A 25,814-nucleotide genomic window follows, 5' to 3' on the forward strand; every position below is an offset into this window, starting at 1 on the left:
CTCCGGGAGAGTGCTCGCTTGCCTGCCGAAAATCGAAACAAGATGCCGCTCAGGGCGCTGGTCACAGGTGCCGCCGGCGGGCTCGGCCGCGAGGTGGCGGTTCAGCTGGCGCGTCGCGGCTGTTTCGTCGCGGTCACCGATATCAACGGCGATGGGCTCGCCGAGACCGCCAGGCAGATCGGCGAAACCGGCACGGAAGCCGAAAGCATCGTCAGCGATTTCGCCGGGGAAGGCGCGCCGGAAGCGGCCGTCGAAAAAGTCGTCGCGCGCTGGGGCGGCATCGACATCCTGGTGAACAATGCCGGCTATGGCGTGATCGAGCCCTTCCTCGACGCCACCTTCAAGGCCTGGACGCGTACGCTGGCGCTCAATGTCACAGCCCTCGCCATGGCCTGCAAGGCGGCGGGCCGGGTGATGCGTGAGCAGCGCTCCGGGCGCATCATCAACATCACCTCGCCGGGCTCGCGCATGGCGCTGCCCGACTACACCGCCTACACGGCGAGCAAGGCCGGCGTCGATTCCATCACCCGCGCCGCGGCAGTGGCGCTCGCGCCCTATGGCGTGCTGGTCAACAGCCTGGCGCCGGGCATGATGGACACCGAAATGCAGCGCTCGACCGAAATCGACCTTGCCCGTGCCAATGGCCGCGACGATTTGCAGGCCTTTCTCGACGAGCGCACCCGCCGCATCCCGCTCGGCCGCCGTGCCGAGATTGCGGAAGTGGCCGAGGCCGTCGTCTGGCTCTGCCTCGACGCGCCTGATTACATGACCGCCGAGCGGCTCAACATGTCGGGCGGGCTCGACAAGGACTGATCCAGATGCTGCGAAACGCTCCTCCCGGCTACGCCGACATCGGCGCGCTCGAACGCAAGGCGATGCTGCTGCGCCGTCATATGCTGACGATGGCGCGCGGCCAGGGCCAGGGCTATATCGGCCAGGGCCTCGGCATCGCCGATGTGCTGGCGGCGCTCTATTTCCACGAGCTGCGCTACGATCCCGGCAATCTCGGTTGGCCCGACCGCGACCGCTTCCTGCTGTCGACCGGGCACTATTCCATCGCGCTGTGGGCGGCTTTTGCCGAGGCCGGCATCTTTCCGGTCGAGGAACTCGCCACCTATGGCGCCGACAACAGCCGGCTGGAGATGTCAACGCTCGACACCACGCCCGGCGTCGAGATGATCGGCGGCTCGCTCGGTCATGGTCTGGGACAGGGCGTCGGCCAGGCGCTGGGCCTGCGTGTCGATCGCTCCGATGCGCGCGTCTTCGTCGAACTGTCGGATGGCGAAATGCAGGAAGGCTCGACCTGGGAAGCAGCCATGTCGGCCAGCCACTTCAAGCTCGACGGGCTGGTGGCGCTGATCGACTGCAACGGCATCCAGGCCGATGGGCCGGTGGTGCTCGACATGGAGCCGGTGGCCGACAAATGGCGCGCCTTCGGCTGGCAGACGTCAGAGATCGACGGCAATGACATGACCGCGGTGGTTGGCGCGCTGGCGGATGCGCGTAACCGCAACGGCAAGCCGAAGGCGATCGTGCTGCGCACGCTGCCCGGCAAGGGCGTGCCGCGCATCGAGACCTCCGAGAAGTCGCACTTCTTCCGCATCGACGTGGCGCAATGGGATGGCATCATCGCCGAGTTCGAGAAAACCGTGGGAGCGAGCCAATGAGCGGCGCGGCGATGGAGGCCGGCCGCACGCTGGCCATGGGCCAGGACGAGGCCGTCGGCGGCGGACGGCGGAGTGTGGAGGCACCCTTCGGCCGAGCATTGGCAAGGCTCGGCGTGAGCCGCCCCGACATTGTCGGACTGACCGCCGATCTCGGCAAATACACCGACATCCTGCCGTTCCGAGACGCTTTCCCGGAGCGCTTCTTCAATGTCGGCATGGCCGAGCAGAATCTGGTCGCCGTCGCCGCCGGGCTGGCGCGCACCGGCAAGGTGCCGTTCGCCACCACTTACGGCGTGTTCGCGACGCGGCGCGCCTATGATTTCGTCGCCATCGCGCTCGCCCACTCCAATCTCGACGTCAAGATCGTCGCGGGCCTCCCCGGTCTGACGACCGGCTATGGCGGCACCCATCAGGCGATCGAGGACCTTGCGCTGATGCGCATGATCCCCGGCCTCACTATCATCGACCCCTGCGACGCGACCGAGATCGAAGCCGCGACCGAAGCGATCGCCCAACATCGAGGACCGGTCTACATGCGGCTGCTGCGCGGCAGCGTGCCGGTTGTGTTCGAGCCCGGTTACGTCTTCGAGATCGGCAAGGCGCGCCGCCTGCGCCAGGGTAGCGATGTCGGCATCATCTCGACCGGCCTGATGACCGAAAGGACATTGGATGCAGCCGATGCTTTGCAAAAACGGGGCGTTGCTGCCGGCGTGCTGCATGTGCCGACCATAAAGCCGTTCGACAGCGAGGCGGTGGCCGAATTCGCCGCGTCGGTTGACCGTATCGTGACAGTGGAAAACCACGTCGTGGTCGGTGGCCTGGCGAGCCTTGTGGTCGAGACCTTGTTCGATGCCGGCATTGCGAAGACAGTGACGCGCGTCGGCCTGCCGGACCGCTATATCGAATGCGGCGCGGTGCCGACCTTGCAAGCGAAATACGGACTGACGACCGAGGCCGTCATCGCGACCATTGCCGCATTGAGCTAGGGTTCTCCCATGAAGATTACAGAGATCGAGACCTTTGCCGTCGGCGCCGGCTGGAAGAACTGGCTGTTTGTCAAAGTACATACCGACAAGGGCATCCACGGGATCGGCGAAGGCACGCTGAACGGTTTCATCAAGACTACCGAAGCCGGCGTGCACGAGTTGAAACACCTCGCCATCGGCCAGGACCCGCGCCGCATCAACGCGCTGGCCAAACGCATGCTGGACAGCGTCTCGCTCGACGGCGGCCACATCCACCGCACGGTGATCGCGGCCATCGAAGTCGCATGCTGGGACATACTGGGCAAGAGCCTCGGCGTGCCGATCCACCAATTGCTCGGCGGCCAGGTGCGCGACAGCGTGCTCGGCTATGCCAATGGCTGGTACCGCACCGAGCGCTCGCCCGAGGCCTTTCTCGATGCGGCGAAAGCGGTGCTGGCCAAAGGCTTCAAGGCATTCAAACTCGACCCGTTCGGCACCGCCCAAGGCTTCATTTCGCGCGAGGAGCTGGAGCTTTCCTACGCCATCTGCCGGACCTTACGTGACAGGCTGCCAAAGGACACGCTGATCCTGATTGACGTGCATGCGCGCTTCACCGAGATCGCCGCACTGCAGGCGGCGCAAAAATTCGCCGATCTCGACATCTGCTGGTGGGAAGAGCCGACCTCGCGCGACCGCCAGGAGACCGTGCATGAAGTGGCGCACCGCTCGCCGATCCCGGTGGCGACGGGCGAGATGTACGACACGGTCGGTCAGTTCTACACGCTGGCGGCCGGCGGCGGCGTCAACATCTTCCAGCCCGAGCCGATGTCGCTCGGCGGCATCGGGCCGTCGATGCAGGTGGCCAATCTGGCGCTTGCTCATGGCAGCCATATCGCGCCGCACCAGAGCGGCGGACCGGTGGCGACGGCGGTTTGCCTGCAACTGGCGGCGGCGGTGCCGAACTTCCTCATTCAGGAACATTTCGACGCCTTCAACGACCCCTGGACGCGCGAGCTGGTGAGCTGGCATCCGACCGTCAATCCCGACAATGGCCATCTGTCGCTACCGGACGCGCCGGGGCTCGGCATCGACCTCGACATCGATGCGATCAAGGATCATCCCTACGATCCCAACGCCTATCTCAACGTCCATGCCGAAGGCTGGGAGAAACGCCTCGGGCGGCGCGAAGAGGCGGGGAAGCGTGGCCTTTAGGTTGGCAAAAGCCCTCCGGCCAATTCGTCATCCTAGGGCGGAGCAAGGAGCGAAGCGACGCGGCGCAGACCCTAGGATGACGAAGCTAGGGGCGCGTTTCGACTAACATCAAGACGTCAAGCGCTTTCGCGGTCGACGATCTCGAAGCCGAGGCTGGTGATGGTCGGCACCTTGGTGTCGCCGCCGAGCCTTGCCAGCAATTGCCGCACCGCGCGCCGTCCCATCCCGTAGCGGTTGACCTTCACCGTGGTCAGCGGCGGATGAAGCTGCGCGGCCAGATCCATGTCGCCATAGCCGGCAATGGCGATTTTTCCAGGCACCGCCCAACCGCGCCGGTGGCATTCCTGCACGGCGCCGACAGCGAGCGTATCGCTGGAAAAGAAGATCGCGTCGATATCCCTGTGGCGGGAGGTCAGCGTCACCAGCGCTTCGGCGCCGCCTTGCGCGGTGATCGGCACCTCGACCTCCAGGTCGGCATGGTTCTTGAAGCCGAGTTCGGTCAAGGCCGCGTGGTAGCCGGTGCGGCGTTGCTGGAGACGATCGTTGCCGTGGATCGGCGTCGAGACGAAGCCGATGCGCTTGTAGCCCTTCGCCGCCAGATGCATGGTCATGGCATAGGCTGTCTCGAAATTGGAGACGCCGACCACCATGTCGATTGGCTTGCGGCCCTTGATCTCGGAGATCTCGACCACCGGTGCGCCGCTGCTCTTCAGCAGCGCGCGCGCCGTCTCGCTTTGCACGAAGCTCTGCAGGATCATGCCGACCGGGCGCCAACCAAGCAGATTGCGGATCGCCTTCTCCTCGGCCTCCTGCGTGAATTCACCTTGCACCAGGAGCATCGAATAGCCGCTCTCGTGGCATTCGTCGGACATGCCTTGCACCTGTTCGGCTATGCCCGAATTGATCAGCGGCGGCACAACCGTGCCGATCATGCGGCCATTGCCGCGCATGCTGGAGGCCAGGCGGTTGGGCACGAAGCCGGCCTGCTCGATCGCCTCGAGCACCTTGGCGCGCGTCTCCGGCGACACCATGTCGGGATTGGACAGCGCACGTGACACCGTCATCGGCGCAACGCCGACGCGCTTGGCGATCTCGCGAACGCCGAGGCGCTGCGGCTTTTTCTCGCCCGCCGGCGGCTTATCGGTCATCACCCTGCTCCAAGAGAGCGCGATCCACCAAGGCAAAGTCCCACGGATCACATCAGCCCATTCATAGCGGTTGCAGCGGACGCTTTCCAGCGACGCGACGCGCTGTCGCGAGGCGTGGAATTTTCATCGTTGACAAGTTATAATATTATAATCTTAATGAAGACGAGGAGTGCGCCGGGATTGGCGCGGGTGAATGGAGCCGGCCGCGGGATCCGGCAACAGGCGCCGCCAGGGAGGTCAGGATGAACAGCGCGGCTGAGGTGAGCTCTCCGCGCCGGGACATGCAATCGTTCCGGCGGCGACTGATCGGCTTGATTGCGGTGGGCGAAGTCGGCGTGCTGGCGGCGATGGCCTTGCTGATTGCCTTCTTCTGGTTGCTCGAACCGGCTTTCCTGTCGGAGCGCAACATCCGCGCCATTCTCAACGTCGTCTCCTTTGTCGGCATCATCGCCATCGGCCAGACGGTTCTGCTGGTTGCCGGCGAGTTCGACCTGTCCGTCGGCTCGGTCGCGGGACTGTCCGCGGTGGTTGCCGCCAAGCTGATGACCGCGGCCGCCTTGCCGGTGACCGTCGGCATTCTTTGCGGCATTGGCGTCGGCGCATTGATCGGCCTGCTCAATGGCTTGATTGTCGTCAGGCTCGGCATTCCAGCCTTCATCCAGACACTCGGCATGCTGTTCATCGGCCAGGGGCTGATCCAGGTGGTGACGGGAGGCTATCCCGTCTATCCGCTGCCGGAGGCGATCAATACGATCGGCGGTACGGATCTCGCCTTCGGCCTCGGCTGGAGTTTCGCCTTCTTCATCATCGCGGCGGTGGCAGCCGATTTCGTGCTGCGGCGCACCGTGCTCGGGCGCAACATCTATGCCACCGGCGGCAACAAGGAAGTGGCGCATCTCGTCGGCATCAACACCAATGCCTGCAAGATCGGCGCCTTCATCACTGTCGGCGCACTGTCGGCGATCGCCGGCATGTTCGTCATGGCCGATCTCGGCAGCGGCGGCACTTCGATCGGCAGCGGCTGGGAACTGACGGTCATCGCCGGTGTCGTGGTCGGCGGCGTCAGCCTGTTCGGCGGCGCCGGCACGGTCGCCGGCGGTGTCGTCGGCATCCTCATGCTGAAAGTGGTGCAGAGCGGCCTCGTCGTCATCGGCGTCAACTCCAACTGGCAGCAGATCGCCGTCGGCGTGATCATGGTCATGGCCGTCGGCCTCGACATAGTGCGCCGCCGCTACTTCATCGCCGGGGCTTGAACCGGCCAGGATATTGCGCCGGCAAAAAATGCCGGTGAACCATGGGAGGTAAGGCATGAAAATTCAGGTGAAGAAAGGGCTGATCCGGGCCGCATTGGTGGCGGCGACAGTCGCCACCTCGCTGGGCGTGGCGGGCCTAGCGCGGGCGGCGGATGTGCATCTGCTCTGGGTACAGGCGATGAAGGATCACCCGGTGCACAGGCTGATGCAGGCGGGCTTCCTCAACAAGTGCAAGGAGCTCGGCTACACCTGCGAGGTCGTCGGCGATCCGAGTGCCACCAACTGGGATATTCCCGCGACGCTGCCGCTTGCCGAAGCGGCGCTTGCCCGCACCAAATACGACGCCATCGGCGTCTACGGGGTCGATCCGGCGATCTATTCCTATATCACCAAGCTTGCCAAGGAGGGTTTCCCGATCGTCACCTGGCACGTGCTGCCGCCGGAAGGCACCGTCAATGGGCTGAAGGCTGCGACCGGCGAGAACATCGCCGAGGTCGGCGCCAATGCGGCCATCGCCATCGGCGACAAGCTCGGGGGCAAGGGCACCGTGGCGCTGACGCAAGGCGCTTCCAACGACACCGAGAACGCCATGTCGGATGCCTTCCGCAAGACCATCGCGGCAAAGTACCCCGGCATCAAGGTGCTCGACACCCAGATGGAAGGCTTCGAGCCGTCGGCGGCCGAAGCCAAGGCGGTGGCCATCCTGCAGGGCAATCCCGACGTGACCGCCGCCTTCGGCACCACCGGCAACAGCATCCAGACCTGGTCGGGCGCCGCCCGCAAGGCCGGACGCGACGTCGTCATCATCGGCATGGATTATATCAGGCAGAACCTCGACCTGGTGAAATCGGGCGCCGCCTACGGCATCGTCGCGCAGCCGCTCTATGAGGAGAGCGCCAAAGTTGCCGAACTGCTCGGCGACCTCGCACAGGGCAAGACGGTTCCCTACAGCAATCCGTTGCCGGCTAAGGTGATCACCGCAGCCGACCTTGACCCCTATTACAAGATGCTGGACAGCGCCGGCCAGTAACACCTGCCGCCGGGCCCGCATCCTGCGGACCCGGCAACATCCTGAGGGACCACTGTGTCGACCACCCAACCGCCGCTGTTTTCAGCTACCGCGATCGCCAAGAATTTTGGCGGCGTGCAGGCATTGCGCGGTGTCGATTTCGACGTGGTGTCTGCCGAAATCCACGCTCTGCTCGGCCAGAACGGCGCCGGCAAGTCCACCCTTGTGAAGATCCTCAACGGCGTGCATCCGGCCGGCTCCTACACCGGCACGATCCAGCTCGACGGCCGGCCTGTCAGTTTTGCCTCTCCGGCCGACGCGCGATCGAACGGCGTCGGTTACGTGCCGCAGGAAATTGAGGTGCTGGAACAGCTCTCGGTCGCCGAGAATGTCTTTGCCGGCCGCACCGGTCTGGGCGACGGCGTGCTGGTTCACCAGCGGAAGCTCGAGCAGCGGGCGGCCGAGATCTTTGCCGATCTTGGCATCGATATCGACCCCAGGGCCTATGTCGCATCGCTGACCTCGGCGCAGCGTCATCTGGTGATGATTGCCCGCGCCATTGTCATGAAGCCGCGCGTGCTGATGCTGGACGAGCCGACCGCGTCGCTCTCGGGCACCGAAGTCGACGCGCTGTTTGCCGTGCTGCGTCGGCTCAAGGCACAGGGCGTGGCGATGATCTACATCACCCATCGCCTGCCGGAAGTGCTCGCCATCTGCGACCGCGCCACCGTGCTGCGCGACGGCCAGATGGCGGTGCGCATTGCTCGCGAGGATTTTGACGCCGAGACCTTCATCTTCTCGATGTCCGGGCAAAAGTTGCAGCGGCTGTTCCCCGAGCATGCCGCGCCTGTCGGCGCACCGACCGCGCTGGAGGTTCGCCGTCTCAGCGTCGCCGGCCACGGCGGTGCCGTCCATGGCGCGAGGGACATCAACCTGTCCGTCGCAGCCGGCGAGATCGTCGGATTGGCGGGACTGCTTGGCTCGGGCCGCAGCGAGATCCTGCACGGGATCTACGGCCGCGTGCCGGCCGAGGGCGAGATCCACGTCGGCGGCAAGGAGGTATCGATCAAATCGCCCGCCGATGCCCGCGCCGCCGGCATCGCTTTGCTGACCGAGGACCGCAAGCGTGACGGCCTGCTGTTCAACCTGCCGGTCGGCGCCAACATCACCATCGGCAATCTCGTGCCCCTGTCGCGGCACGGCGTGGTGCGCGGCGGGCTGGAGCGCAACGCCATCGTGGCAGCCATGCGTGCGCTCAACGTCAAGGCTTCGTCGCCGCAGGCCTCGGTCACCCATCTGTCGGGCGGCAACCAGCAGAAACTGCTGTTTGCCCGCGTGCTGATGCGGGCGCCGAAGGTGCTGCTGCTCGACGAGCCGACCAAGGGCGTCGACGCGGCAACCCGGCATGAGATCTACCGGCTCGTGGTCGAGTTGGCCGACAAGGGCGTCGCACTGCTGATCGTCGCGTCGGAACTCGAGGAATTGATTGGCCTTTGCGACCGCTGCCTGGTCGTCGCCGACGGCCGCATCGTCGATGAATTCGGCCGCGGCGAAGGCGGCGAGGATCGCGTCTTGCGTTCGGTCACCGCAGCGCAGGCCGAGCGTCAGGCACAGGTTTCCGCATGACATTTGTCGGCAAACGCATTTTCGTCACCGGCGCCGCGACCGGGATCGGCCGGGCAACGGCGGAATACCTTGTCGCCGTCGGCGCCAAGGTCTTTGGCGCCGGGCTGGACGGCGATGACGGCAAGGCACTGGCGAGCCGTTATGGCGGGAGCCAGCTGGTCTTCCGGGAGAGCGACCTCACGCGCGAAGCGGACGTCCAGGCAGCCGTTGCTGCGGCGACTGAACGGTTCGGCGGGCTCGACGCGGTCGTCAACTGCGCCGGCATCTATCCGACCGGCAAGCGGCTGGAAGAGCTTTCCGACGAGGACTGGGACAGGACCATATCAGTCAATCTGACGGCCATTTTCCGCGTCTGCCGGGCGACCTTGCCGCTGCTGCGCGCGGCCGGCGGCGGCTCCATCGTCAACATCGCCTCCGTCCATGCCGACGCCACCGTTCCCGGTGTGCCCGCCTATGCGGCGACCAAGGCGGCGGTCGTCGGCCTGTCGCGGCAGATGGCGCTCGACTATGCCGTCGACCGCATCCGCGTCAACGCCGTGCTGGTCGGCTCGGTCGCCACAAGAATGACGCTCGACGGCCTGGAAGCGGCCGGCGGCGCGGAGGCGCTGGGCCTCTCCTTCGAGCCCAACCGGATCGCCCGCATCGCCAACCCTTCGGAGATCGCCACGGCCATCGGCTTCCTGATCTCGGATGCCGCGTCCTTCGTCACCGGCAGTGCCATGCAGGTGGACGGCGGCCTGCTGGCTCGGCTGCTCTAGGATTGAAGCGCGAAGGGCATGAACGAAACAGCGCCGGCTGCACTCTCCCCCGGGCCAAGCGCGATGACGCCCTCTTCGGGATCATCCCATCGGCCGCGGTTGAAGGCGCCGGAGGCATTGGTCTGGGGTTCGACGCAGAAAAACGGTTTTGTCGGGTCGGCATAGAGCATCAGGTGCCTGAAGACCGGATCGGCCGTGATCCGCAGCCCCGCGCCGCGCGAGGGAAAGCGGATGCTCGCCTCGCCGCCCCAGCCGGCATAATCATTGTTGCGCCAGCCCGCTGGCAATGGCCGGCCTTCGGCGAAGTCGAGTTCGGGTGGCAGCGTGATCGGGTCGCCGGAAACGCCGTCGGGCTCCTCGAGATAGAAACGCTTGGCCTTGAATTGCAGAGTGACGTCCGGATCGCGATCGAACCAGGGGTGCAGGCCGAAGCCGAACGGCAGGGAAACCGGTCCGGTGTTGGTCAGCGTCATGGTCACATCAAGCCCTTCGTCGGAAACGACGAAAGCCTGCGTCGCGCGATAGGAAAAGGGTTCGCCGGCGGCAGCGATATCCAGCGCCAGGGTCACGCTACCGGCTCCTGCCTCGACGACAGTCCAGCCATGCTGCCAGCCGCTGCCATGCACGTTGAATTTTTCCGGCGGATTGTTGGGCAGGACCTGCCAACGCTTTGACCTGAACTCAAAGGCATTTCCGGCGATGCGGTTGGCATAGGGCGTCATCGGGAACATGGCGACGCCCAGCACGTTGTCGGCCTCGCGATCGCCGTCCGAAAGCCGGCGCATCAGATCGATGCCGCGCCAGCGCAGCGCACTGACGGAGCCGCCGATTTGCGGCACCAGCCCGACCTCGATTGCGCCGGCCTTCAGCGTCAACGGTTCAGAAATTGCGCCCATAGCCCGCCATCCATCCCCCGTCGACGCCTAGCATCTGGCCCGTCGTATAGGTGTTGAGTGGATCGCAGAAGAACAGCACGGCCGCAACCGCTTCCTCGATATTGCCGGCGCGGTTGACCGGGACATGGCTCAGCATCGCCTTGTCACCCGAAACCATGGTCTCGTCCTCGACCAAGCCGACGCCGACGGCATTGACCAGGATTTTGGGGCCAAACTCCATGGCCAGCGTGCGCATGCCGGTCAGGATCGAGGCGTTCTCCATGGAAAAGCGCGGATGGCGGCGCATCGGCATGCCGGCAGTCACCGAAAGCAGGAAGACGATGCGTCCGCCGCCGCGCTCGGTCATGGCCACCGCCGCCTTGCGCGCGGCCGCATACAAGGTGCCGGGATTTTCGGCCGTGCTTCCCGGACGCAGCGGGCATGATACCAGAACGATGTCGGGGGACAGGACGTCGGCGGGCCGCGCCCCTTCGAGGACGCGGCCGCCATTGGCGCGCAAGGCGGCGAGTGCCGCCTCGGCAACCGGATTGCTCGCGCCTTCCCGTTCTATTGTCGAGCCGGTGAGATCGATTTCCATGGCCCCGCTCACATCATGTATCCCGCCGTCCAGCCGCCATCGACGGCCAGCACCTGCCCGTTGACATAGCTGGCGGCCGGCGAGGCCAGGAACAGCACCGCCTCGGCGATCTCTTCCGGCCGGGCAGGCCGGGCGAGGGGCACATGGGCGAGGAATTCCTGCGTGCGCCCGGCGAACTTGCCGTCCTCGCCATAGAACAGCTTGGCGGTCAGCGCCGTCATCACCGATCCCGGCGCGATGGCGTTGGTGAGAATGCCCCTGGCGCCGAGCTCGATTGCCATCGACCGCGTCAGATGGATGATGCCGGCCTTGGCAGCGACGAACGGGCTTTGCAGCCGCATGGCGGCGAGCCCGACGACGGAGGCGATGTTGACGATGCGCCCGCCCTTGCCGGCGGCAAGCATCGGGGCCAGTGCTGCCCGGCTCATGATGTAGAGGCCATCGAGGTCGATGCCGGTGATGCGGTCCCATTCGTCGGCCGGGAATTCGTCTAACGTGACGCGATGCGCCAGCGTGTTGACGCCGGCATTGTTGATGAGGATGTCGAGGCGGCCATAGCGCTGCATGAGCGCGGCGATCGCGGCGTCCACCGAGGCGGGGTCGCGGATGTCGGTGGCGCAAGCCATCGCATCGCTCAACCCCGCCGCGACCTGGCTTGCGCCCTCGCCATTGATGTCGGCGACGACGATCGCCGCGCCATTGTCCGACAGGCGTTTGGAGATCGAACTGCCGATGGCGCCGGCGGCTCCCGTGACCAGCGCCACCTTGCCTCGCAAATCGCAGCGCATGTCCCGTCAGCCTCCGCAGCACAGGTTATGCTATTATAATAATCTGGCGGCAGGAACAAGCAGCTACACGGGCGGGCGGGACTTATTCCGCGGCCGCCCCGACCGCGCCCTTGCGGGCGGCATCGACCATCCGCCGGCGCGCCCGGAACACGCCCCATTGCTGGTCGACCAGCACGCCAACGAGGATGACGCCCCCCATCACCGCGAAGTTGAGCGAGGAGGGGATGCCGAGCAGGTTGACCAGGTTCTGCAATTCCTGCAGCAGCACCGTGCCGAGGAGGACGCCGATCAGCGAGCCCTCGCCGCCGCGCAGCGAGAAGCCGCCGAGCACGGCCGCGGCAATGGCGTAGAGCTCGTAGAACTGGCCATGGCTGGCCGGCGAGATGGAGCGCGTGTACATGGCGAAATAGATCGCAGACAGCGCGGTGAGCACGCCGCAGATGACGTAAGCCGCCATGACGACCCGCCCGGTGCGGATGCCCGAATATTTCGCCGCCTCCTCGTTCTTGCCGATGGCGTAGAGATAGCGCCCGAACACCGAGCGGTGCAGCACCACCCACATGACGATGGCGATGACGATCAGCGCGAAGAAGGAATTCGGCACGCCCCAGGAGCGGCCGGCGGTCAGGAACTCGAGATCGGGAAAATTCTGGCCGAAGGCGAAGCCCGCGGTGCCGTCGGCGGTGTAGAAGCGCGCGACGCCGCGATAGATCAACAGGCCGCACAGGGTGACGACGAAGGGCTGCAGCTTGAGCCGCGTGATCAGCCAGCCATGCGCCAATCCGATGATGGCGCCGAGCACCAGGATCAGCACGAAGGCGATCGGCCATCCCATGCCGCGCACGGCGATGAAGTCGATGAACAGCGTGCCCAGCAGCGCGACGACTGAGCCGACGGAGAGTTCGATGCCGCCGGTGATGATGACGAAGGCCTGGCCGATCGACAGGATACCGAAGAGACCGATGAGGTTCGAGGTGTTGGCGAGATTGATCGGCAAGAGGAAGCGCGGATTGATGATGGCAACGATCGCTCCGACCACCAGGATCAGGATCAGCAGGCCGAGATCTTTCTTTGTCATCGTCGTCTCCGCTTAGCTAAAGCGCGTCGCGCGCTTCAGCTTTTTGTTTATGCATGCCGTTGCCGCAAAACCGAGGGCCACTTTTGCGCGGCATGCATTAGTTTGCCGGCTTGCCAACCGCCAGCAGCAGCACGTTTTCCTGGCTGAAATGGTCCTTGTCGAGGATGCCCGAGATCTGGCCCTCATGCATCACGGCGATGCGGTCGGAGACGCCGATCACCTCTTCCATGTCGCTGGAGATCATCAGCACGGCGACGCCGGCATCGGCCAGCGCCCGCATTAGCCCGTAAATCTCCGCCTTGGCGCCGATGTCGATGCCGCGCGTCGGCTCGTCGAGGATCATCACCTTGGGGTTCATGGCCAGCCATTTGCCGAGCACGACCTTTTGCTGGTTGCCGCCCGACAGCGTGCCCGTGCGCGTCTGCACCGAAGGCGCCTTGATGCCGAGATTTTTCTTTTGCTTCTCGGCGGTAGCCGCTTCCGCGCTGTTCGAGACCAGCGTGCGCTTGGCATGCGCCGGCAAATTGGGCAGCGAGATATTCTGCGCGATCGACAGGTCGAGCAGGATGCCGGTCAGCTTGCGATCCTCCGGCACGAGGAAAATGCCTTGCGCGACGGCGTCCGCCGCGCTCGCCAGCGCAAGTGGCTTGCCGTTGAGCTCCAGCGTGCCGCCAAGGCTGGCTTCGATGCCGAAGAACACCCGTGCCAGTTCGGTGCGGCCCGAGCCGACGAGACCGGCAAGGCCGAGGATTTCGCCGCGCCTGACATCGAGATCGACCGGCCGGCTGGGATAGGTGGGGGTACGGACCGCCTTTGCCGAGAGCGCCACGGCACCCGGGGCACGCGCGGCCTCGGAGGCCTTTTCGCGTTCCTTCAGCATGCGGCCGATCATCAGCTTGACCATCTGGTCGTGGTTGATGTCGCGCTTGCCCAATGTTCCGGCCAGCATGCCGTCGCGCAGCACGACGACGCGGTCGGCGACGCGCTCGATCTCGTGCAAGCGGTGCGAGATGAAGATGACCGAGATGCCGTCGGCCTTCAGCGCCTTGATGACGTCGAGCAGCTTGTCGGTCTCGGCGAGCGGCAGGCTAGATGTCGGCTCGTCGAGGATGACCAGCCTTGCCTTGATCGACAGCGCCTTGGCGATCTCGACCATCTGCTGTTGCGCCAGCGAGAGATCCGCGACCTGTGTGTCGGCGGAAAAATTGGCGCCGACGCGCTTCAGCAGCGGCGCCACCATTTCGCGCAGTTTCGCGCGGTCGACCAGCCGCAGCGGCCCGGCGCGCAGCGGCTCGCGGCCGAAGAAGATGTTGGCGGCGACATCGAGATTCTCGAACAGATTGAGTTCCTGGTGAACGAAGGCGATGCCCGAACCCAGGCTGCCCTCCACGCTCAGGCCGCTATGGGCGGTGCCATCGACCGTGATGGTGCCGGTATCCGGCGTGGTGACGCCACCGAGGATTTTCATCAGCGTGGATTTGCCCGCGCCGTTCTCGCCGACCAGGCCGATGACCTCGCCCGGCCTGACCTCCATCGAAAACCCGTCGAGCGCCACGACGCCCGGATAGGTCTTGCGCACGTTCTCGAGGCTGAGGAACGGGGTGGTCGCCGTGATGGATGTGTCGGAATAATTCATCATGCCTGACAGCAGCCGGTGAGCCAAAACGGCTCGTTCTGCAGACTGACGACCCCGGCAGGGTTCGTCAATGCGAACAGCCGGCTCAAGTCACTTGAGCCGGCTGAACTGCCTGTGGTCTTAGTTTCCTGCCATCGCCTTGAGATTGGCGGCATAGGCGTCGACGTCATCCTTGCCGATGATCTTGGTCGGGATGATGATGAGCCCGTTGGCCGGAATGCCGGACTTGTCGCCCTTGAGATAGGCAGCCATCAGCTTCATGCCCTGATAGGCCCATTCGAAGGGCTGCTGCACGACGGTGGCGGCAACTGTACCTTCCTTGACGCCGCCCAGCGTGATCGGATCGTCATCGAAGCCGACGACGGTGATCGAGCCGAGCTTGCCGGCGTCGCGCAGCGCTTCATAGATGCGCGGCGTGTTGTAGGAGTAGAAGCCGACCATGCAGGTGACGTCGGGGCTGGCGACCAGCGCGTCCTCGACATTCTTCTTGGCACGCGCCTGGTCGATGTCGTCGCCGCGCACGTCGACGAGCTCGATCTTGGTGCCGGCGAGACCGTCCTTCATGCCCTGGATGCGCTCCTTGGCATTGTCGGCGCCGAGCAGGCCGACGAAGCCGAGGCACTTGCCGCCGTTCGGCATCGCCTTCTTGGCGATTTCGGCCGCCTGCTTGCCGGCGTCGACATTGGACGAGCCGATATAGGCGACACGCTTGGTCTGCGGGGCATCCGAGTCCGTGGTGAACAGCGCCGTCTGCGAGGCGATCTTGTTCAAGCCATCGGTCGAGGTCTTGGGATCGACGGCCGAGACCATGATGCCCTTGACGCCGGCGGTCACCAGATCGTCCATCAGCCGCTGCTGGATGGCGACCGAGGATTGTTCGGGATATTTGAGTTCGAGCGTGTAGTCGGGCAGTTCGCCCTGCGCCTTCTTGACGCCGGCTTCGGCCGCTTTCCAGAAGTCGGAAGCGCCGTTGACGACGAAGGCCAGCGTCGGCTTGTCGTCGGCGCGCGCGATGGCCGTCGCCGTCAGGCCGACAGCCAGGGCCGCGGCGGCCATGGATGCATTGCGTATCAAGGATTTCATGTTCAACCTCCCGTTTTGGTCAGTCGTAGGACTGGCCGGACTTGCTCACTAGAATTGTCTTGCTCACCTGAATTGCCGTCTGCGGCGTGGACGCCCTCCTCCTCAAGGGGTTCCCGGCACTGAGAAGAATGGCGTCGTTCCCAGCCACGGCCACGGACTTTAGACAACCATTCTTCATTCGTAAATAGTCCGATTTGTCTGACATATCACATATCTGAGACATGGTTTGCGGAAGCAGTATCCGCTCGCCGTCGGGCCATTCACAGGCATTTCCATCGCAGCCGGACCGATCGGGCTGGATGCGATGGATTGACGGTACAGCGCATCCTTGTATTAGTAAATACTATTAGCAAAGGATCGATCTGGTGGCGCTCGGGTGTCATGGGAGAACCGATTCGGTGACGCGGCGATGCTTGACAGCGCCGAGCCGGAGCCTTGCAAATGTGGGTATTTTTGCGAGGCTGGGCCCGCATGACGGATGGGCCGCAAGAATGATAATAACTATTAGTCTGGCCGACGCGCCCACGGACTGGCAGCGTCACACCATCTTGTCGGCCCGGCAGGCCGCCGCTAGACAGGGCGGGGATTGGGGGGCGGCATGAGCGAGACGACGGATCCGGACATCGCAACCGCGAAGCGTCGCAAGGCACCGGCAAAGCCCAAGGGGCGCGTCACCATGACCGACATCGCGCGCGCCGCCGGCTGCTCGCAGGCCACGGTTTCCTTCGTGCTCAACAATTCGCCCGGCATTCGCCTGTCCAAGCAGACCCGCGAGCGGGTGATCGAGGCGGCGCGGGCGCTCGGCTATAGCGCCCCTGCCTTCTCGGCGCTGAAGCAGCCGGTTGCGGCTTTCGAGGGCGCCGCCTTCGACGGACTCGACGGCGTGATCGGCTTCGCTGTCGACCAGCTCGCCACCAGCCCGGAAGCCGTGGTCGCCATCGAGGGCGCCCGCCAGGCGTCGTGGAATGCCGGCAACGTGCTGCTGGTGGCGCAGACCATGGGCGACGCCGTGATGGAGCCGCGCGCCATTTCAGCGCTGACCAGGCGGGGCATTTCGGCGCTGATCTACATGACCATCTTCACCCGCGAGATCACGGCGCCCGATTTCCTCTACGGCCTCGACATCCCGGTCATCCTGCTCAACTGCTACACGACGGACTATGCCTTCCCCGCCGTGGTGCCCTCCGAGATCGCCGGCGGCCAGAGCTCGACCCGCCATCTGATCAGTCACGGCCACCGCCGCATCGCCACCATCACGGGCGAACCCTGGATGCAGGCGGCGCAGGACCGGCTGAAAGGTTACCGCCGGGCGCTCGCCACCGCCGACATCCCGTTCGACGGCGAATTGGTGGTGGAGGGCGACTGGTCGGCCAGCGCCGGCTACGCCGCGACTGTGAAGCTGCTGGCCCTGAAGGACCGCCCGACCGCCATCTTCTGCCAGAACGACCGCACCGCGATCGGCTGCTACGAGGCGCTGAAGGAAGCCGGCCTGCACATCCCGCAAGATATCTCCGTCGTCGGCTACGACGACGAGGAAATCGCCCGCCATCTCTTCCCGCCGCTGACCACCTCGATCCTGCCGCATATGGCCATGGGCCAATGGGCGATCGAGCAGCTGGAAGCGCCGGCGGTGGCGGGACGGGGGCGCTATCCCATCACCAAGCTGGAGTGTCCACTGGTGGAGCGGGAGAGCGTGGCGACGTTCAGAGGCTTCGCATAAACCACCGGTCCCTTGTCCCGTCCCGGATGCAGGCATTCACCGTGCTCCCCGCGTCTTGGCTTCATCTCGATAGGGGTCTAGCCTGCGCCTGCAGCCGGGGGAGGCGCCTATGACATCGAGTTTCACCGTTCATGACGCGTCCGGCTACGAGCAACTCATGGGCCGCTGGAGCCGAAAGCTCGCGCCCAAGTTCATCGGCTTCGCCGGACTTGCCCCTGGCGAAAAGATACTCGACGTTGGCTGCGGCACCGGCAGCCTGACGTTCGAGCTGGCGAAATCCGCCGAACTCGCGTCGATCGAGGCAATCGACTTTTCGCCTGTTTTCGTCGAGGCGGCAAAGCGGCGCAACGCCGATCCGCGCATCGAAATCCAGCAGGCGGATGCCACCGCCTTGCCGTTCGCGGACAATGCGTTCGACCGTGCGCTGGCCCTGCTGGTGCTTCATTTCGTGCCGGAAGCCGGCAAGGCGGTTGCCGAAATGCGCCGTGTTACGCGGCCGGGCGGCGTGGTCGCGGCCGTGGTGTGGGACCATCTCGGCGGCATGGCGGGCATGCGCATGATGATCGACACTGTGGCGGCGCTCAGCGAGAGCGGACGCCAGCTGCGCAGCCGCTATTGCTTCCAGCCGATGATGCAGCCCGGCGAAATGAAGCGGAGTTTCGTGGAACAGGGGCTGGCCGACGTGACCGAAACCGAGCTGATGATCCGCATGGATTATCAGGACTTCGCCGATTATTGGGCGCCGATATCAGCCGGCGAGGGCCCGCTCGGCAAATACATGACCACGCTGGAGGCAGCCGAACGCGAGCGCGCCGAGGCTGCCGTTCGCGATGCCTATCAGGCCGGACGACCGGACGGGCCGAGGTCGTTCGCCAATGTCGCCTGGGCGTGCAGGGGCATGGTGCCCTGACCGCAGGCGGCGAAGCGCCTTTAAAAGCTGCTGTCAGGCCCGCCGTGCAGCCAGATCGACATAGCGTTGCAGGTAGAGCGGCCAGCCCTGATCGCCGGCGACGGCATCGCGGACACCTTCCCAGCCCTGGCCATGGCGCTCCAGGTTCCTGTGCTCGATCTCGACGCGGGTACGCTCAGCCGTTTCGGCGGTGAACCGCACCTCCCACTCGCTGGTTCTGGCCGGGTCGGTCTCGATGCGCCATTGCGGGCTGATGTCCCAGCTCAGGAGCACGCGGTTGGGCGGCTCATAGGCCAGCACGCGCGCCCAGCGGCACTCGCTGCCGTCGACGCCGCGATCATAGACGTGGCCACCGACCCGAGGCTCGAACACCGTCTCGGCGACCTCGGCTGCAAGCAGATTGTGCTCTGGCGGTTTGAAACTGCCGAAATCCTCGGTGAAAACCTTGAAGGCGCGTTCGATCGGCGCCTCGACCACGACGGACTGTTTCACGGAGGCGATGGGGACCTGGGTGTTCATGGTGACTCCTCTGGTGGGGTCTCGACGGCCAGCTTGTAGGCCGCGAGCGTCTTGCTCCAGAACCGGTCGAGCCAGGCGCGCATCTGGCCAAGCCCGTGCGGATCGATGTGGTAGACGTTGCTGGCGCCCTTCGGCTCCGCGCGCACCAGCCGCGAATCCCGAAGCACCTTCAGATGCTGCGACACCGCGGACTGCGACACACTGACCTGCCGCGTGACCTCCGCCACCGAGCGCGGCCGCTCCGCGATCAGCTCGAAAATCTGCCTTCGGGTCGGATCGCCCAGGGCGGCGAGCTGTACGCTATCAACAGTCATGACTTATGATTAGTACAGACTGATGATTGAGTCAAGCGGGGCGCACCTAGGCAGGACCTGTTTGCCAACGCGGAAATTTCTCTCGAAAGAGAGATCACATTCGTTTGGAGGGAGGGAATTACGTCAGCAGGTCGAAATCTGCTCGGGCACAAGGCCGGCCGCGCGGTTATCCCTTGCGTTCTTCAAGGCTGTTGCCGCCGTCGACGACGAGCAAGGCGCCGTTGATATAGCTGGCGCTCTCGGAGGCCAGGAACACGACTGCCGCCGCGACCTCATCCGGCCTCCCGGCGCGGCCCGGCGGCGCATGCCGAGCCGCTATCCGCTCGGGCTCGCTCGAGGCGCCTGTCTCGATCCAGCCAGGCGCCACGGCATTGGCGGTGACGCCGTGCCGCGCCACTTCCAGCGCCAATGTCCGGGTCAGGCCGACCATCCCGGCCTTCGCCGCGGAATAGGCGGCGGTGCCCTCGTAGGAAACCAGCGGCCCGGTCACCGATGCGACATTGACGATACGCCCATACCCCGCTTCGACCATCGCCGGCAGAAACGCCCTGGTGACGAGAAACGCCGTCTTCAGGCTGGTCTCGATGCCTTGGTCCCACTCTGCCTCGCTCATCGTCAGGAACGTCTTGTCGACGGAGGGCGAGGCCAGCGATCCCATGCCGGCATTGTTGACCAGGATATCGACAGCGCCGACCTCCGCCCGCAGCCGCTCCACCTCCGCGGCAATGGTGAGATCGGCGACCGCGGCCTTGGCGTCGATGCCCTCGCCGCGAAGCTCGCCAGCGCGCTCCAGCACCCGCGCGCTGGCGCCGGTCAGGAAAACCGCATGCCCGGCCTGGCCAAACTGGCGGGCAATGGCAAAGCCGATGCCGTCGACAGCGCCGGCGCCGGTGACCAGAACACGCCTGGTTTTGGGGGTGGTTGCGGCCAAGTCAGGCTCCAAACCCGTTCGGGCCAAAAGTGTTACCCATGTCTCCGGTATAAACCGTAACCTATGTGTCCGGAACGGACCTCTGGAACTTGGCGCACCCGACAGGATTCGAACCTGTGACCTCTGCCTTCGGAGGGCGGAAATCACTATGCCGATTTCGCCTTTGCTTTCCGTGCTTTAGCTGACGCCGCCTTCGTGGCCTGTACGCGTCCTGTACGAAGAGCGGCTTGCACCTTGTCCGAGGTGTCTTCCTCGTGCATGTAGGTTTTCTGCATCAGCGCCATGTCAGACCACCGCCCCGCCTTAGCCACCGTGCGGGCGTCGAGCTTCTGACGAACGAGCATCTCGGTGGCAAACCCATGGCGGCCGGCGGCGTGAGGCATGATCTCAGAAATCCCGGCGTTCTTGCATGCCGTTTTCCAAGCCTTGTACACGCCGTTTTTGCTGGCATAGCCGAACACGCGCGCCTCTTTCATGCGGGTTTTGCCATGGGGGCCTTGTCTCGGGCGGCGCGGGCGTAGGTTGGCAAGCTCAACGACGAGATCCATAGGGATGTCGACCCACTGCGCTTCGGTGCCTTTGGCCTCGGGCATCCAAACGCGGGCGTTCTGAAGGTCAAGGTCATCGGGCAGGATAGCTGCTGCTTGGCTAATTCTAGCGCCGGTCACGAACATGAAATGCGCCATCGCGGCTTGATAGCGGTTCGCCTTCGTACGGAAGGCCAGGAGCCATTCCCAAGATCCCGGAACCTTCTCGACGCGGCTTTGCTTGCCGCGCACGCGGTCCTGCTTCAGCCGCTCCGCCTTTGAATAGGCCTTCACTCGGATCGGTGGACATTTCCCAAGGTCGTGGGCGTTGTTGATGACGGCGCGAATTGGAGTGACGACGTGGCGCTGCCAAGAATCCGTCGACCCCGTGGGATAGAGGGTGGCGCCGAGGTTGCGGACTTCCTGAGGCGTGATCGTTGTTACGGCGCGGTCTTCGATGTGCGGCAATATCTTCTGGAGATCGGTCGCCTCCATCGGGTTCGCCGGGTAGAGCAAAACCGCATCGGCGAACGTCAGCGCTTTTTCGTCTCCAACGAGATCACGTTTGATCTCACGCCCTTCGAACTGGAAGACTGCCGCTTGGGCGTCTCTTTCTGGCGCTGACGAAGGTACGCCGCTGCTTTGTCGGTAATATTTGCCGGTCGGTAAGCGGTCGATCCGGCCTTTGAACCACCACCATCCGTTTCGTTCGTAGAGTTCGAGGGGCAAGGTCCAGGCTCCTGAAACAGGCGGTCAATATGCTCGGGCAGCAGCATCATCACTTTGCCGAGCATCCGGCAAGCCCTGAGGCGGCGAGCGTCGGCGCGGATTGTTCTGGCCGAAAGGTGAATGCCGCGTTCAGCGAACACGGCCACCCACTCTTCCGGTGTCTTGGCTTCGGCCAGGATAGCGCTCACGGACGCGCCCCGCTCGATTTCAGCGCCGCCTCAGCCTCCAGGGCGCGATGCTTCCAGATATCGCGCTCGCTGGCGATCTGGCGTTCTGCCCGTTCGGCTAGGGCGGCCCTATGTTCGGCCGCAGTCAGTTGCCCTTGCAGACCCGCGATATGGGCGCGGGTCTGGCGCTTGTATTCTGCCACGCTGCTGGCCATCAGCTTACTTTCCGCCTCCGGCTGCGTGAACGGCCTCCCACTTGGTCAGCACCGCCTCGCTCTTTTCCAAGGCGATGCGCCCAGCGAAAAGCAAAACGGCGTCCCGCACTTCGCTTTCCAGATCGTAGTGGTTCACGGCGCGGGTCACTTCGCACCGCCGTTCCGCCCTTCATGGCTTTCGAGTGCATCGTGAAGGGGAGCATTAAGCTCAGTCATCAACGCCAAGAGGCGAGCCAGAGCCCCCGCCATTCCCGGCGAGGGGTTGTCTTCCAGCACCCTCGCCACGGCTTCGGCGACGGTCATCAGCGCCATCAGGTCATAGCTCGTGTCTATGATCTGATCGGCCGTCATGTGGGATGAGACGGCTCATGATTGTACCGCCTTTCCCGCCAGGTTGGTGACGAACTCTTTCAGCAGGCGATCCGGATCATGGAGGCCGTTGTCGAGCGCGATCCAGCCGATGAGGAAGGCCGCGATTTCGCGAGCGTCGTGCAACGTCTCGATGCAGGCGCTGGTGATAGCATCCATCGCGTCGTCGAGCTGGTCGCTTGATGCAGACGCCACAGCATGGGCCGCAGCCAGTCCGGTTTCGCGTTCGAGATCGGCGCGCGCTTCTTCCTGCTGACGAAGGTCGGCCGCGAGACGTTCAATCCGTTCCTCATACCGCCTCTGAACGGCTTCGCGATCCTGCGGCCGGCTGAACATCGAAAGCTGAGCCCGCAGGTGCGATTCCAGATGCTTTCGAATGTCGCCTTCGTCATACGCAAAGATCGGCATGAAATCCTCGGTACCGTCATCCTTGCGGCCGAGCAGCAAGCGCCCGACCTGGATCTTTGGAAGCGGAAAGTCATGCGCTTCCTCGATAACGCCGCGCGCTTCCCACGCGGCTTCGTTCGCCTCAAAGGCGCGGTTGTAGGCGTCGATCAGGGCGGCGATGCGCCCTGTCGATGCTGTGATGGTGACGGCGGCGTTCATGCGCGGCCGACCAGTGCAGGGTGCTTGCCCCGCATTTGCTCGATGATCAGCGAAAACTGTTCGAATTCGGCGCCGCAATCAGCCTCGTACCGCATGAGGATTTTGCAACAGGCGTCCCATTCCTTTTCGGTCGTCAGAGGCCGGCGGCGCACGTGCTCGATCAGGGCGGCGCGGCGCTCGTCGAGCTTTTCACCGATATCGTTCAGGAACCCGCCGCTAGGGCCGTCGGTGTCGACGCAAGGCCGATTGTAAACCGAACACGCAGCGTCGGCGGCGTTCTTCAACGCATCGTAGATTTCGGACAGGTCTTCGAGGTCGCAGCGGGCGTAGATCTTCATGTCGTCCGCGTACAGGCGAAGCCACCGGTCGCCGTAGCTTTCGCCCGGCAATTTCCTCCGGTCTGGATTTCCCGCTGATGCGGTGCTATTTAGAGCGCTGATCATCTTTGCTTCCTAGGGCGTTGATGGTTGATGGGGAGCCGCCCTGCAAGGCGGTTTCATTTCGAACGGCGATCAGTTTGAGCCTGCAAGCTCGCTGGTCGCCGTTTTCGTTTCGGCCTTCAGTCCTTGGGTGATCAATCTGCGCATGGCTTCAGCCAACGAGCCGATCTTGTTGTGGTGTCGATACTCGCCCACCTCCGCCACCATTTCGGGCGATAGCATCAGGGCGAACCGTTCCGTCTTCATCGTCGTTGCCTCCTGTCATGTTGTGCAACTTGCGTAAGATATTAACTCTGTTGAGAACTTCTTGCAAGGCGCAACTTGCGCAACTTGTGCATAACTTTTATACGACCCGGTATGGCCGACGAACTTAAAGACCAGCGCGTTCCGATCATGATGTCGCCGTCCGAGTTGACGGCGCTGGACGATTGGATGTTTGCCAACCGAATACGATCGCGCGGGGAGGCAATTCGCCGCCTGGTCCAAATGGGCCTAGTCGCCAGTTCACGTCTCCCGGCTATGCAAAAACGCGCGCTGCGTCGTTCCCAGTTTGGCACCCAAGTCGTAGACATTCTTGAAAGGCCCTCCTCCGAAGAGGAGCAGAAAAAGGCTTTTGCAGCTGCCCGGGCAGCGTTCGCGCGAATGTCGGTCGAAGACATGGAGGCGCTTATGGAACTCAGCGCCCACCTGACCACCCTCGCTCTCGGTCGTGATGTGGAAGTGGCGATGGAACAGCTGCGGAACCTGCAAAGCGAAATCGACAAGCTCAAGGGCCAGCCGCACGGTGCGAAGATCGATGCCGCCCTTCGGGAACACTTCAGCGAATTGTTCGGCGAGTCCTTCGGACCAGCATGGGACCGAACCGGGAAAAACCGGGGCGAGCCTAAGCCGGATGACAGTAGCACCGAAAAATAGCTCGCGCATACGCGTGCACGTGCACGAGGGCGGATCATGACGGCAGCACCAGCGACTGGAGAAAGCGGCGGGTGCGCGCGGGACCCTTATCAAGGTCGAAGTCTTCCCCGTCTTTCAGCCCGATCATGCTGAGGTTGCATTCCCGGAAGCCGACGGCCGGCGCCAGCGCATAGGCGATCTTGGCTTGGACATCGGCGGCGGTGTCGCACTGAACGTCGATGAACGCTTCCCAGGCGGCTTGCTCACGGGCTTCGGTACGCTCAGCGCCGGCAAGGTCGAGACAGTGGCCTGCATCGTTAAACATGGCCTCGTCGGCCGCGACTGCCGCCCTGTGCACCGCGATTGCGGAAGACACGCCGATGCTGTTCCAGGTCTGGAGGGGAAAGAGGCCCATGGATCAGGCCTCCCACGCATCGCTGGAACGGGCGTAGGCGACCCCGTGAAGATCCATCTTGATTTCGTATTCGGTGACGCGGCGGACTGCGGCGAGGTACAGCGGCAGACGATAGGCGAGCTGCTGGCGGGCATAGCCGACGAACTTCGGGCTGTGGCGGCGGATGGTCGCGGTCAGCATCTCGTCGCGCTGCGCGATGGTGGCGAGGTGCTGGCGGATGAAAAGCAGATGGTCGGCGACTTCGCGAAGCGAGTAGCGCCAAGCGGTAGCGAGTCGATCTTGCGCTTCGACATCGAGGCCGACAGGGCGGACGAGATCGGCGAAGGTTGAATGTGCGGCGGTGTGCATGACTGGCTCCGTGTTCGCTGGAACCATTTATGCATGCCGCATTAACCTAGTCAATGCGTATCGCATTAAATATATGCGATACGCCCTACTTTTCTCAGAGCCGGGAAACTTGGCCGACCACGCGACCGATGATTCGCACGTCTTCAAGTAATGCGTTCTGCGGAGGATGCGCGGGGTTGTCCGACAGGATCGTGACGGCTGGCGGCTGACTGAAAAGCACTTTGGATAGGCGCTTCACCCTAGGCTCGCCGTCGCCATCGTCGAACACATAAATTCCGTCGGCGCCGAAGTTGCTTTGCCGCGTGTCGACAATGATCCGGTTGCCGGGGTAGAGCGTCGGCGCCATGCTGTCCCCCACAACGGCCATGAAGATCGAGCCAGCCGGCGAGGCTTGCAGCTCGTGCCTAAAGAAAGCGTCGGGGATCAGCCATTCGCTGACAACCTTATGGCCCGTGACCGTGCCAGCGCTTGAAATGGCGACCACCTCTGCGCCTACCTGACCGTGGCCGGCACCGGGCCTTACATCAATCTCTGGCGTCGCTCCGGGCATTTTCGGCGTGTATCGGTGCGCACCAGATAGTACGCCGCCATCCTCGCCGACCTGGCTGCTGTCGATGTGGCTCCCATGATCCGGTTCGGCCGGGTCCCACTGGTCAAGCGGAACGCGAACCATCTCGCGGATCACTTCATCCGAACTTTCCGGGTAGGTGTACATCGGCATCTCGCCGAACATTAGCCAGGCCACGCGGACATTGAAGGCCTTCGAGTAGAGCTTGGCGGCCTCAGTGTCGAAAGTCCGTGAGCCGTTTTCGTGGCCCGCATAGGTCCCAAGCGGAATCTTTAAAGCCTCGGCGGCTTTGGTCGCGGATTTAAAGCCGGCGTTCAGACGCGCTTCGCGTAGGCGGTCGGCCGGGGTCTGCTCTTTGTGCATCAGTTATCCTCAGAAAAGCGAGATTTCATGCAGTATGCACGAAAATAGCTATGCGCGCTGCATTGTTTTTCGGGATGCTTCGT

Annotated in this window: 31 protein-coding genes and 1 tRNA gene; 11 read left to right on the top strand and 21 right to left on the bottom strand. The window is 64.1% G+C overall.

Annotation, left to right across the window (positions count from 1 at the left end; all coding sequences use genetic code 11):
• Window positions 1-18: 18 nt before the first annotated feature.
• Genes EN808_RS29745 through EN808_RS29760 form a run of 4 tightly spaced genes read left to right on the top strand, consistent with a single transcriptional unit; the run spans window position 19 to window position 3,844 of the window.
• Window positions 19-813, top strand: a complete 795-nt coding sequence (locus EN808_RS29745; RefSeq protein WP_127277917.1) for an SDR family oxidoreductase — start codon at window positions 19-21, stop codon at window positions 811-813.
• Window positions 814-818: 5 nt separating this feature from the next.
• On the top strand, window positions 819-1,667 hold the full coding sequence (locus EN808_RS29750; RefSeq protein ID WP_135917647.1) for a transketolase: 849 nt from the start codon (window positions 819-821) through the stop codon (window positions 1,665-1,667).
• A complete protein-coding gene (locus EN808_RS29755) occupies window positions 1,664-2,653 on the top strand; it encodes a transketolase C-terminal domain-containing protein (protein ID WP_135917649.1) in 990 nt (329 codons plus the stop codon). The genes EN808_RS29750 and EN808_RS29755 overlap by 4 nt, the downstream gene beginning before the upstream one ends.
• 9 nt (window positions 2,654-2,662) lie before the next feature.
• Window positions 2,663-3,844 carry a mandelate racemase/muconate lactonizing enzyme family protein gene (locus EN808_RS29760; RefSeq protein WP_135917651.1) on the top strand — a complete coding sequence of 394 codons (1,182 nt, stop codon included), beginning with the start codon at window positions 2,663-2,665 and terminating at the stop codon, window positions 3,842-3,844.
• Between the two features lie 116 nt (window positions 3,845-3,960).
• On the opposite strand, the gene EN808_RS29765 is transcribed toward EN808_RS29760, so the two are convergent.
• Window positions 3,961-4,992 carry a substrate-binding domain-containing protein gene (locus EN808_RS29765; protein ID WP_135917653.1) on the bottom strand — a complete coding sequence of 344 codons (1,032 nt, stop codon included), beginning with the start codon at window positions 4,990-4,992 and terminating at the stop codon, window positions 3,961-3,963.
• A gap of 242 nt (window positions 4,993-5,234) precedes the next feature.
• On the opposite strand from EN808_RS29765, the gene EN808_RS29770 reads away from it, so the two are divergent.
• Genes EN808_RS29770 through EN808_RS29785 form a run of 4 tightly spaced genes read left to right on the top strand, consistent with a single transcriptional unit; the run spans window position 5,235 to window position 9,638 of the window.
• The gene (locus EN808_RS29770) at window positions 5,235-6,245 is read left to right on the top strand and encodes an ABC transporter permease (protein WP_135917656.1); all 1,011 of its coding nucleotides are present in this window, start codon (window positions 5,235-5,237) and stop codon (window positions 6,243-6,245) included.
• A 55-nt stretch (window positions 6,246-6,300) separates the two neighbouring features.
• The gene (locus EN808_RS29775) at window positions 6,301-7,275 is read left to right on the top strand and encodes a substrate-binding domain-containing protein (protein WP_135917658.1); all 975 of its coding nucleotides are present in this window, start codon (window positions 6,301-6,303) and stop codon (window positions 7,273-7,275) included.
• 54 nt (window positions 7,276-7,329) lie between these two features.
• Window positions 7,330-8,880, top strand: coding sequence for a sugar ABC transporter ATP-binding protein (locus tag EN808_RS29780; protein ID WP_135917660.1), 1,551 nt, complete (start codon window positions 7,330-7,332; stop codon window positions 8,878-8,880).
• Window positions 8,877-9,638, top strand: a complete 762-nt coding sequence (locus tag EN808_RS29785) for an SDR family NAD(P)-dependent oxidoreductase (RefSeq protein WP_135917663.1) — start codon at window positions 8,877-8,879, stop codon at window positions 9,636-9,638. Before EN808_RS29780 ends, EN808_RS29785 begins: the two co-directional genes overlap by 4 nt.
• Here EN808_RS29785 and EN808_RS29790 read toward each other — a convergent pair.
• From EN808_RS29790 to EN808_RS29815, 6 genes are all read right to left on the bottom strand, one after another.
• Complete coding sequence (locus EN808_RS29790; protein WP_135917665.1) at window positions 9,635-10,534, bottom strand: aldose 1-epimerase; 900 nt, start codon at window positions 10,532-10,534, stop codon at window positions 9,635-9,637. The genes EN808_RS29785 and EN808_RS29790 overlap by 4 nt on opposite strands.
• Complete coding sequence (locus EN808_RS29795; RefSeq protein WP_135917667.1) at window positions 10,518-11,111, bottom strand: SDR family oxidoreductase; 594 nt, start codon at window positions 11,109-11,111, stop codon at window positions 10,518-10,520. Before EN808_RS29795 ends, EN808_RS29790 begins: the two co-directional genes overlap by 17 nt.
• A gap of 8 nt (window positions 11,112-11,119) precedes the next feature.
• Window positions 11,120-11,899 carry an SDR family NAD(P)-dependent oxidoreductase gene (locus tag EN808_RS29800; RefSeq protein WP_135917669.1) on the bottom strand — a complete coding sequence of 260 codons (780 nt, stop codon included), beginning with the start codon at window positions 11,897-11,899 and terminating at the stop codon, window positions 11,120-11,122.
• An 82-nt stretch (window positions 11,900-11,981) separates the two neighbouring features.
• Entirely contained in the window at window positions 11,982-12,977 is a 996-nt protein-coding gene (locus tag EN808_RS29805) for an ABC transporter permease (protein WP_135917671.1), read from the bottom strand.
• Window positions 12,978-13,074: 97 nt separating this feature from the next.
• Entirely contained in the window at window positions 13,075-14,613 is a 1,539-nt protein-coding gene (locus tag EN808_RS29810) for a sugar ABC transporter ATP-binding protein (RefSeq protein ID WP_135917741.1), read from the bottom strand.
• A 120-nt stretch (window positions 14,614-14,733) separates the two neighbouring features.
• On the bottom strand, window positions 14,734-15,696 hold the full coding sequence (locus tag EN808_RS29815; protein ID WP_135917673.1) for a sugar-binding protein: 963 nt from the start codon (window positions 15,694-15,696) through the stop codon (window positions 14,734-14,736).
• Between the two features lie 598 nt (window positions 15,697-16,294).
• Between EN808_RS29815 and EN808_RS29820 the strand changes: the two genes are divergently transcribed.
• Both EN808_RS29820 and EN808_RS29825 read left to right on the top strand, forming a co-directional pair.
• Window positions 16,295-17,416, top strand: a complete 1,122-nt coding sequence (locus EN808_RS29820; protein WP_189524187.1) for a LacI family DNA-binding transcriptional regulator — start codon at window positions 16,295-16,297, stop codon at window positions 17,414-17,416.
• Window positions 17,417-17,525: 109 nt separating this feature from the next.
• Complete coding sequence (locus EN808_RS29825; protein ID WP_135917675.1) at window positions 17,526-18,326, top strand: class I SAM-dependent methyltransferase; 801 nt, start codon at window positions 17,526-17,528, stop codon at window positions 18,324-18,326.
• 33 nt (window positions 18,327-18,359) lie between these two features.
• On the opposite strand, the gene EN808_RS29830 is transcribed toward EN808_RS29825, so the two are convergent.
• The 11 genes from EN808_RS29830 to EN808_RS36505 form a co-directional block, all read right to left on the bottom strand.
• Window positions 18,360-18,845: an SRPBCC family protein gene (locus EN808_RS29830; protein WP_135917677.1), complete on the bottom strand. Its 486-nt coding sequence runs from the start codon at window positions 18,843-18,845 to the stop codon at window positions 18,360-18,362.
• Window positions 18,842-19,159 carry a metalloregulator ArsR/SmtB family transcription factor gene (locus tag EN808_RS29835; RefSeq protein ID WP_135917679.1) on the bottom strand — a complete coding sequence of 106 codons (318 nt, stop codon included), beginning with the start codon at window positions 19,157-19,159 and terminating at the stop codon, window positions 18,842-18,844. Before EN808_RS29835 ends, EN808_RS29830 begins: the two co-directional genes overlap by 4 nt.
• A 166-nt stretch (window positions 19,160-19,325) precedes the next feature.
• Window positions 19,326-20,090: an SDR family NAD(P)-dependent oxidoreductase gene (locus EN808_RS29840; RefSeq protein ID WP_135917681.1), complete on the bottom strand. Its 765-nt coding sequence runs from the start codon at window positions 20,088-20,090 to the stop codon at window positions 19,326-19,328.
• Between the two features lie 90 nt (window positions 20,091-20,180).
• A tRNA-Ser gene (locus tag EN808_RS36175) sits at window positions 20,181-20,251 on the bottom strand.
• On the bottom strand, window positions 20,237-21,346 hold the full coding sequence (locus EN808_RS29845; RefSeq protein WP_135917683.1) for a site-specific integrase: 1,110 nt from the start codon (window positions 21,344-21,346) through the stop codon (window positions 20,237-20,239). The genes EN808_RS36175 and EN808_RS29845 overlap by 15 nt, the downstream gene beginning before the upstream one ends.
• Before the next feature lie 184 nt (window positions 21,347-21,530).
• Window positions 21,531-21,728 carry a hypothetical protein gene (locus EN808_RS29850; protein ID WP_135917685.1) on the bottom strand — a complete coding sequence of 66 codons (198 nt, stop codon included), beginning with the start codon at window positions 21,726-21,728 and terminating at the stop codon, window positions 21,531-21,533.
• A gap of 4 nt (window positions 21,729-21,732) precedes the next feature.
• Window positions 21,733-21,876, bottom strand: a complete 144-nt coding sequence (locus EN808_RS36500; protein ID WP_189524188.1) for a hypothetical protein — start codon at window positions 21,874-21,876, stop codon at window positions 21,733-21,735.
• Window positions 21,873-22,079, bottom strand: a complete 207-nt coding sequence (locus EN808_RS29855) for a hypothetical protein (RefSeq protein WP_135917686.1) — start codon at window positions 22,077-22,079, stop codon at window positions 21,873-21,875. The genes EN808_RS36500 and EN808_RS29855 overlap by 4 nt, the downstream gene beginning before the upstream one ends.
• A gap of 15 nt (window positions 22,080-22,094) precedes the next feature.
• Entirely contained in the window at window positions 22,095-22,703 is a 609-nt protein-coding gene (locus EN808_RS29860) for a hypothetical protein (RefSeq protein WP_135917689.1), read from the bottom strand.
• Entirely contained in the window at window positions 22,700-23,146 is a 447-nt protein-coding gene (locus tag EN808_RS29865; RefSeq protein ID WP_135917691.1) for a hypothetical protein, read from the bottom strand. The genes EN808_RS29860 and EN808_RS29865 overlap by 4 nt, the downstream gene beginning before the upstream one ends.
• A 69-nt stretch (window positions 23,147-23,215) precedes the next feature.
• On the bottom strand, window positions 23,216-23,389 hold the full coding sequence (locus EN808_RS36505) for a hypothetical protein (protein WP_189524189.1): 174 nt from the start codon (window positions 23,387-23,389) through the stop codon (window positions 23,216-23,218).
• 111 nt (window positions 23,390-23,500) lie between these two features.
• On the opposite strand from EN808_RS36505, the gene EN808_RS29870 reads away from it, so the two are divergent.
• The gene (locus EN808_RS29870; RefSeq protein ID WP_135917693.1) at window positions 23,501-24,058 is read left to right on the top strand and encodes a hypothetical protein; all 558 of its coding nucleotides are present in this window, start codon (window positions 23,501-23,503) and stop codon (window positions 24,056-24,058) included.
• A 34-nt stretch (window positions 24,059-24,092) separates the two neighbouring features.
• On the opposite strand, the gene EN808_RS29875 is transcribed toward EN808_RS29870, so the two are convergent.
• The 3 genes from EN808_RS29875 to EN808_RS29885 form a co-directional block, all read right to left on the bottom strand.
• The gene (locus EN808_RS29875) at window positions 24,093-24,452 is read right to left on the bottom strand and encodes a hypothetical protein (protein WP_135917695.1); all 360 of its coding nucleotides are present in this window, start codon (window positions 24,450-24,452) and stop codon (window positions 24,093-24,095) included.
• A 3-nt stretch (window positions 24,453-24,455) separates the two neighbouring features.
• Window positions 24,456-24,800: a hypothetical protein gene (locus tag EN808_RS29880; protein WP_135917697.1), complete on the bottom strand. Its 345-nt coding sequence runs from the start codon at window positions 24,798-24,800 to the stop codon at window positions 24,456-24,458.
• A 94-nt stretch (window positions 24,801-24,894) separates the two neighbouring features.
• A complete protein-coding gene (locus tag EN808_RS29885) occupies window positions 24,895-25,731 on the bottom strand; it encodes a LexA family transcriptional regulator (RefSeq protein ID WP_135917699.1) in 837 nt (278 codons plus the stop codon).
• Window positions 25,732-25,814 lie beyond the last annotated feature (83 nt).

Origin of the sequence: Mesorhizobium sp. M8A.F.Ca.ET.165.01.1.1, assembly GCF_004792065.1 — a bacterium.
Lineage (GTDB): Bacteria > Pseudomonadota > Alphaproteobacteria > Rhizobiales > Rhizobiaceae > Mesorhizobium.

Excerpts from the sequence above, each read along its gene's own strand:
- EN808_RS29750 (WP_135917647.1), top strand. The coding sequence starts at position 819 with ATGCTGCGAAACGCTCCTCCCGGCTACGCCGACATCGGCGCGCTCGAA.
- EN808_RS29755 (WP_135917649.1), top strand. The coding sequence starts at position 1,664 with ATGAGCGGCGCGGCGATGGAGGCCGGCCGCACGCTGGCCATGGGCCAG.
- EN808_RS29760 (WP_135917651.1), top strand. The coding sequence starts at position 2,663 with ATGAAGATTACAGAGATCGAGACCTTTGCCGTCGGCGCCGGCTGGAAG.
- EN808_RS29765 (WP_135917653.1), bottom strand. The coding sequence starts at position 4,992 with ATGACCGATAAGCCGCCGGCGGGCGAGAAAAAGCCGCAGCGCCTCGGC.
- EN808_RS29770 (WP_135917656.1), top strand. The coding sequence starts at position 5,235 with ATGAACAGCGCGGCTGAGGTGAGCTCTCCGCGCCGGGACATGCAATCG.
- EN808_RS29775 (WP_135917658.1), top strand. The coding sequence starts at position 6,301 with ATGAAAATTCAGGTGAAGAAAGGGCTGATCCGGGCCGCATTGGTGGCG.
- EN808_RS29785 (WP_135917663.1), top strand. The coding sequence starts at position 8,877 with ATGACATTTGTCGGCAAACGCATTTTCGTCACCGGCGCCGCGACCGGG.
- EN808_RS29790 (WP_135917665.1), bottom strand. The coding sequence starts at position 10,534 with ATGGGCGCAATTTCTGAACCGTTGACGCTGAAGGCCGGCGCAATCGAG.
- EN808_RS29795 (WP_135917667.1), bottom strand. The coding sequence starts at position 11,111 with ATGGAAATCGATCTCACCGGCTCGACAATAGAACGGGAAGGCGCGAGC.
- EN808_RS29800 (WP_135917669.1), bottom strand. The coding sequence starts at position 11,899 with ATGCGCTGCGATTTGCGAGGCAAGGTGGCGCTGGTCACGGGAGCCGCC.
- EN808_RS29805 (WP_135917671.1), bottom strand. The coding sequence starts at position 12,977 with ATGACAAAGAAAGATCTCGGCCTGCTGATCCTGATCCTGGTGGTCGGA.
- EN808_RS29810 (WP_135917741.1), bottom strand. The coding sequence starts at position 14,613 with ATGAATTATTCCGACACATCCATCACGGCGACCACCCCGTTCCTCAGC.
- EN808_RS29815 (WP_135917673.1), bottom strand. The coding sequence starts at position 15,696 with ATGAAATCCTTGATACGCAATGCATCCATGGCCGCCGCGGCCCTGGCT.
- EN808_RS29820 (WP_189524187.1), top strand. The coding sequence starts at position 16,295 with ATGAGCGAGACGACGGATCCGGACATCGCAACCGCGAAGCGTCGCAAG.
- EN808_RS29825 (WP_135917675.1), top strand. The coding sequence starts at position 17,526 with ATGACATCGAGTTTCACCGTTCATGACGCGTCCGGCTACGAGCAACTC.
- EN808_RS29830 (WP_135917677.1), bottom strand. The coding sequence starts at position 18,845 with ATGAACACCCAGGTCCCCATCGCCTCCGTGAAACAGTCCGTCGTGGTC.
- EN808_RS29835 (WP_135917679.1), bottom strand. The coding sequence starts at position 19,159 with ATGACTGTTGATAGCGTACAGCTCGCCGCCCTGGGCGATCCGACCCGA.
- EN808_RS29850 (WP_135917685.1), bottom strand. The coding sequence starts at position 21,728 with ATGGCCAGCAGCGTGGCAGAATACAAGCGCCAGACCCGCGCCCATATC.
- EN808_RS29855 (WP_135917686.1), bottom strand. The coding sequence starts at position 22,079 with ATGACGGCCGATCAGATCATAGACACGAGCTATGACCTGATGGCGCTG.
- EN808_RS29860 (WP_135917689.1), bottom strand. The coding sequence starts at position 22,703 with ATGAACGCCGCCGTCACCATCACAGCATCGACAGGGCGCATCGCCGCC.
- EN808_RS29865 (WP_135917691.1), bottom strand. The coding sequence starts at position 23,146 with ATGATCAGCGCTCTAAATAGCACCGCATCAGCGGGAAATCCAGACCGG.
- EN808_RS36505 (WP_189524189.1), bottom strand. The coding sequence starts at position 23,389 with ATGAAGACGGAACGGTTCGCCCTGATGCTATCGCCCGAAATGGTGGCG.
- EN808_RS29870 (WP_135917693.1), top strand. The coding sequence starts at position 23,501 with ATGGCCGACGAACTTAAAGACCAGCGCGTTCCGATCATGATGTCGCCG.
- EN808_RS29875 (WP_135917695.1), bottom strand. The coding sequence starts at position 24,452 with ATGGGCCTCTTTCCCCTCCAGACCTGGAACAGCATCGGCGTGTCTTCC.
- EN808_RS29880 (WP_135917697.1), bottom strand. The coding sequence starts at position 24,800 with ATGCACACCGCCGCACATTCAACCTTCGCCGATCTCGTCCGCCCTGTC.
- EN808_RS29885 (WP_135917699.1), bottom strand. The coding sequence starts at position 25,731 with ATGCACAAAGAGCAGACCCCGGCCGACCGCCTACGCGAAGCGCGTCTG.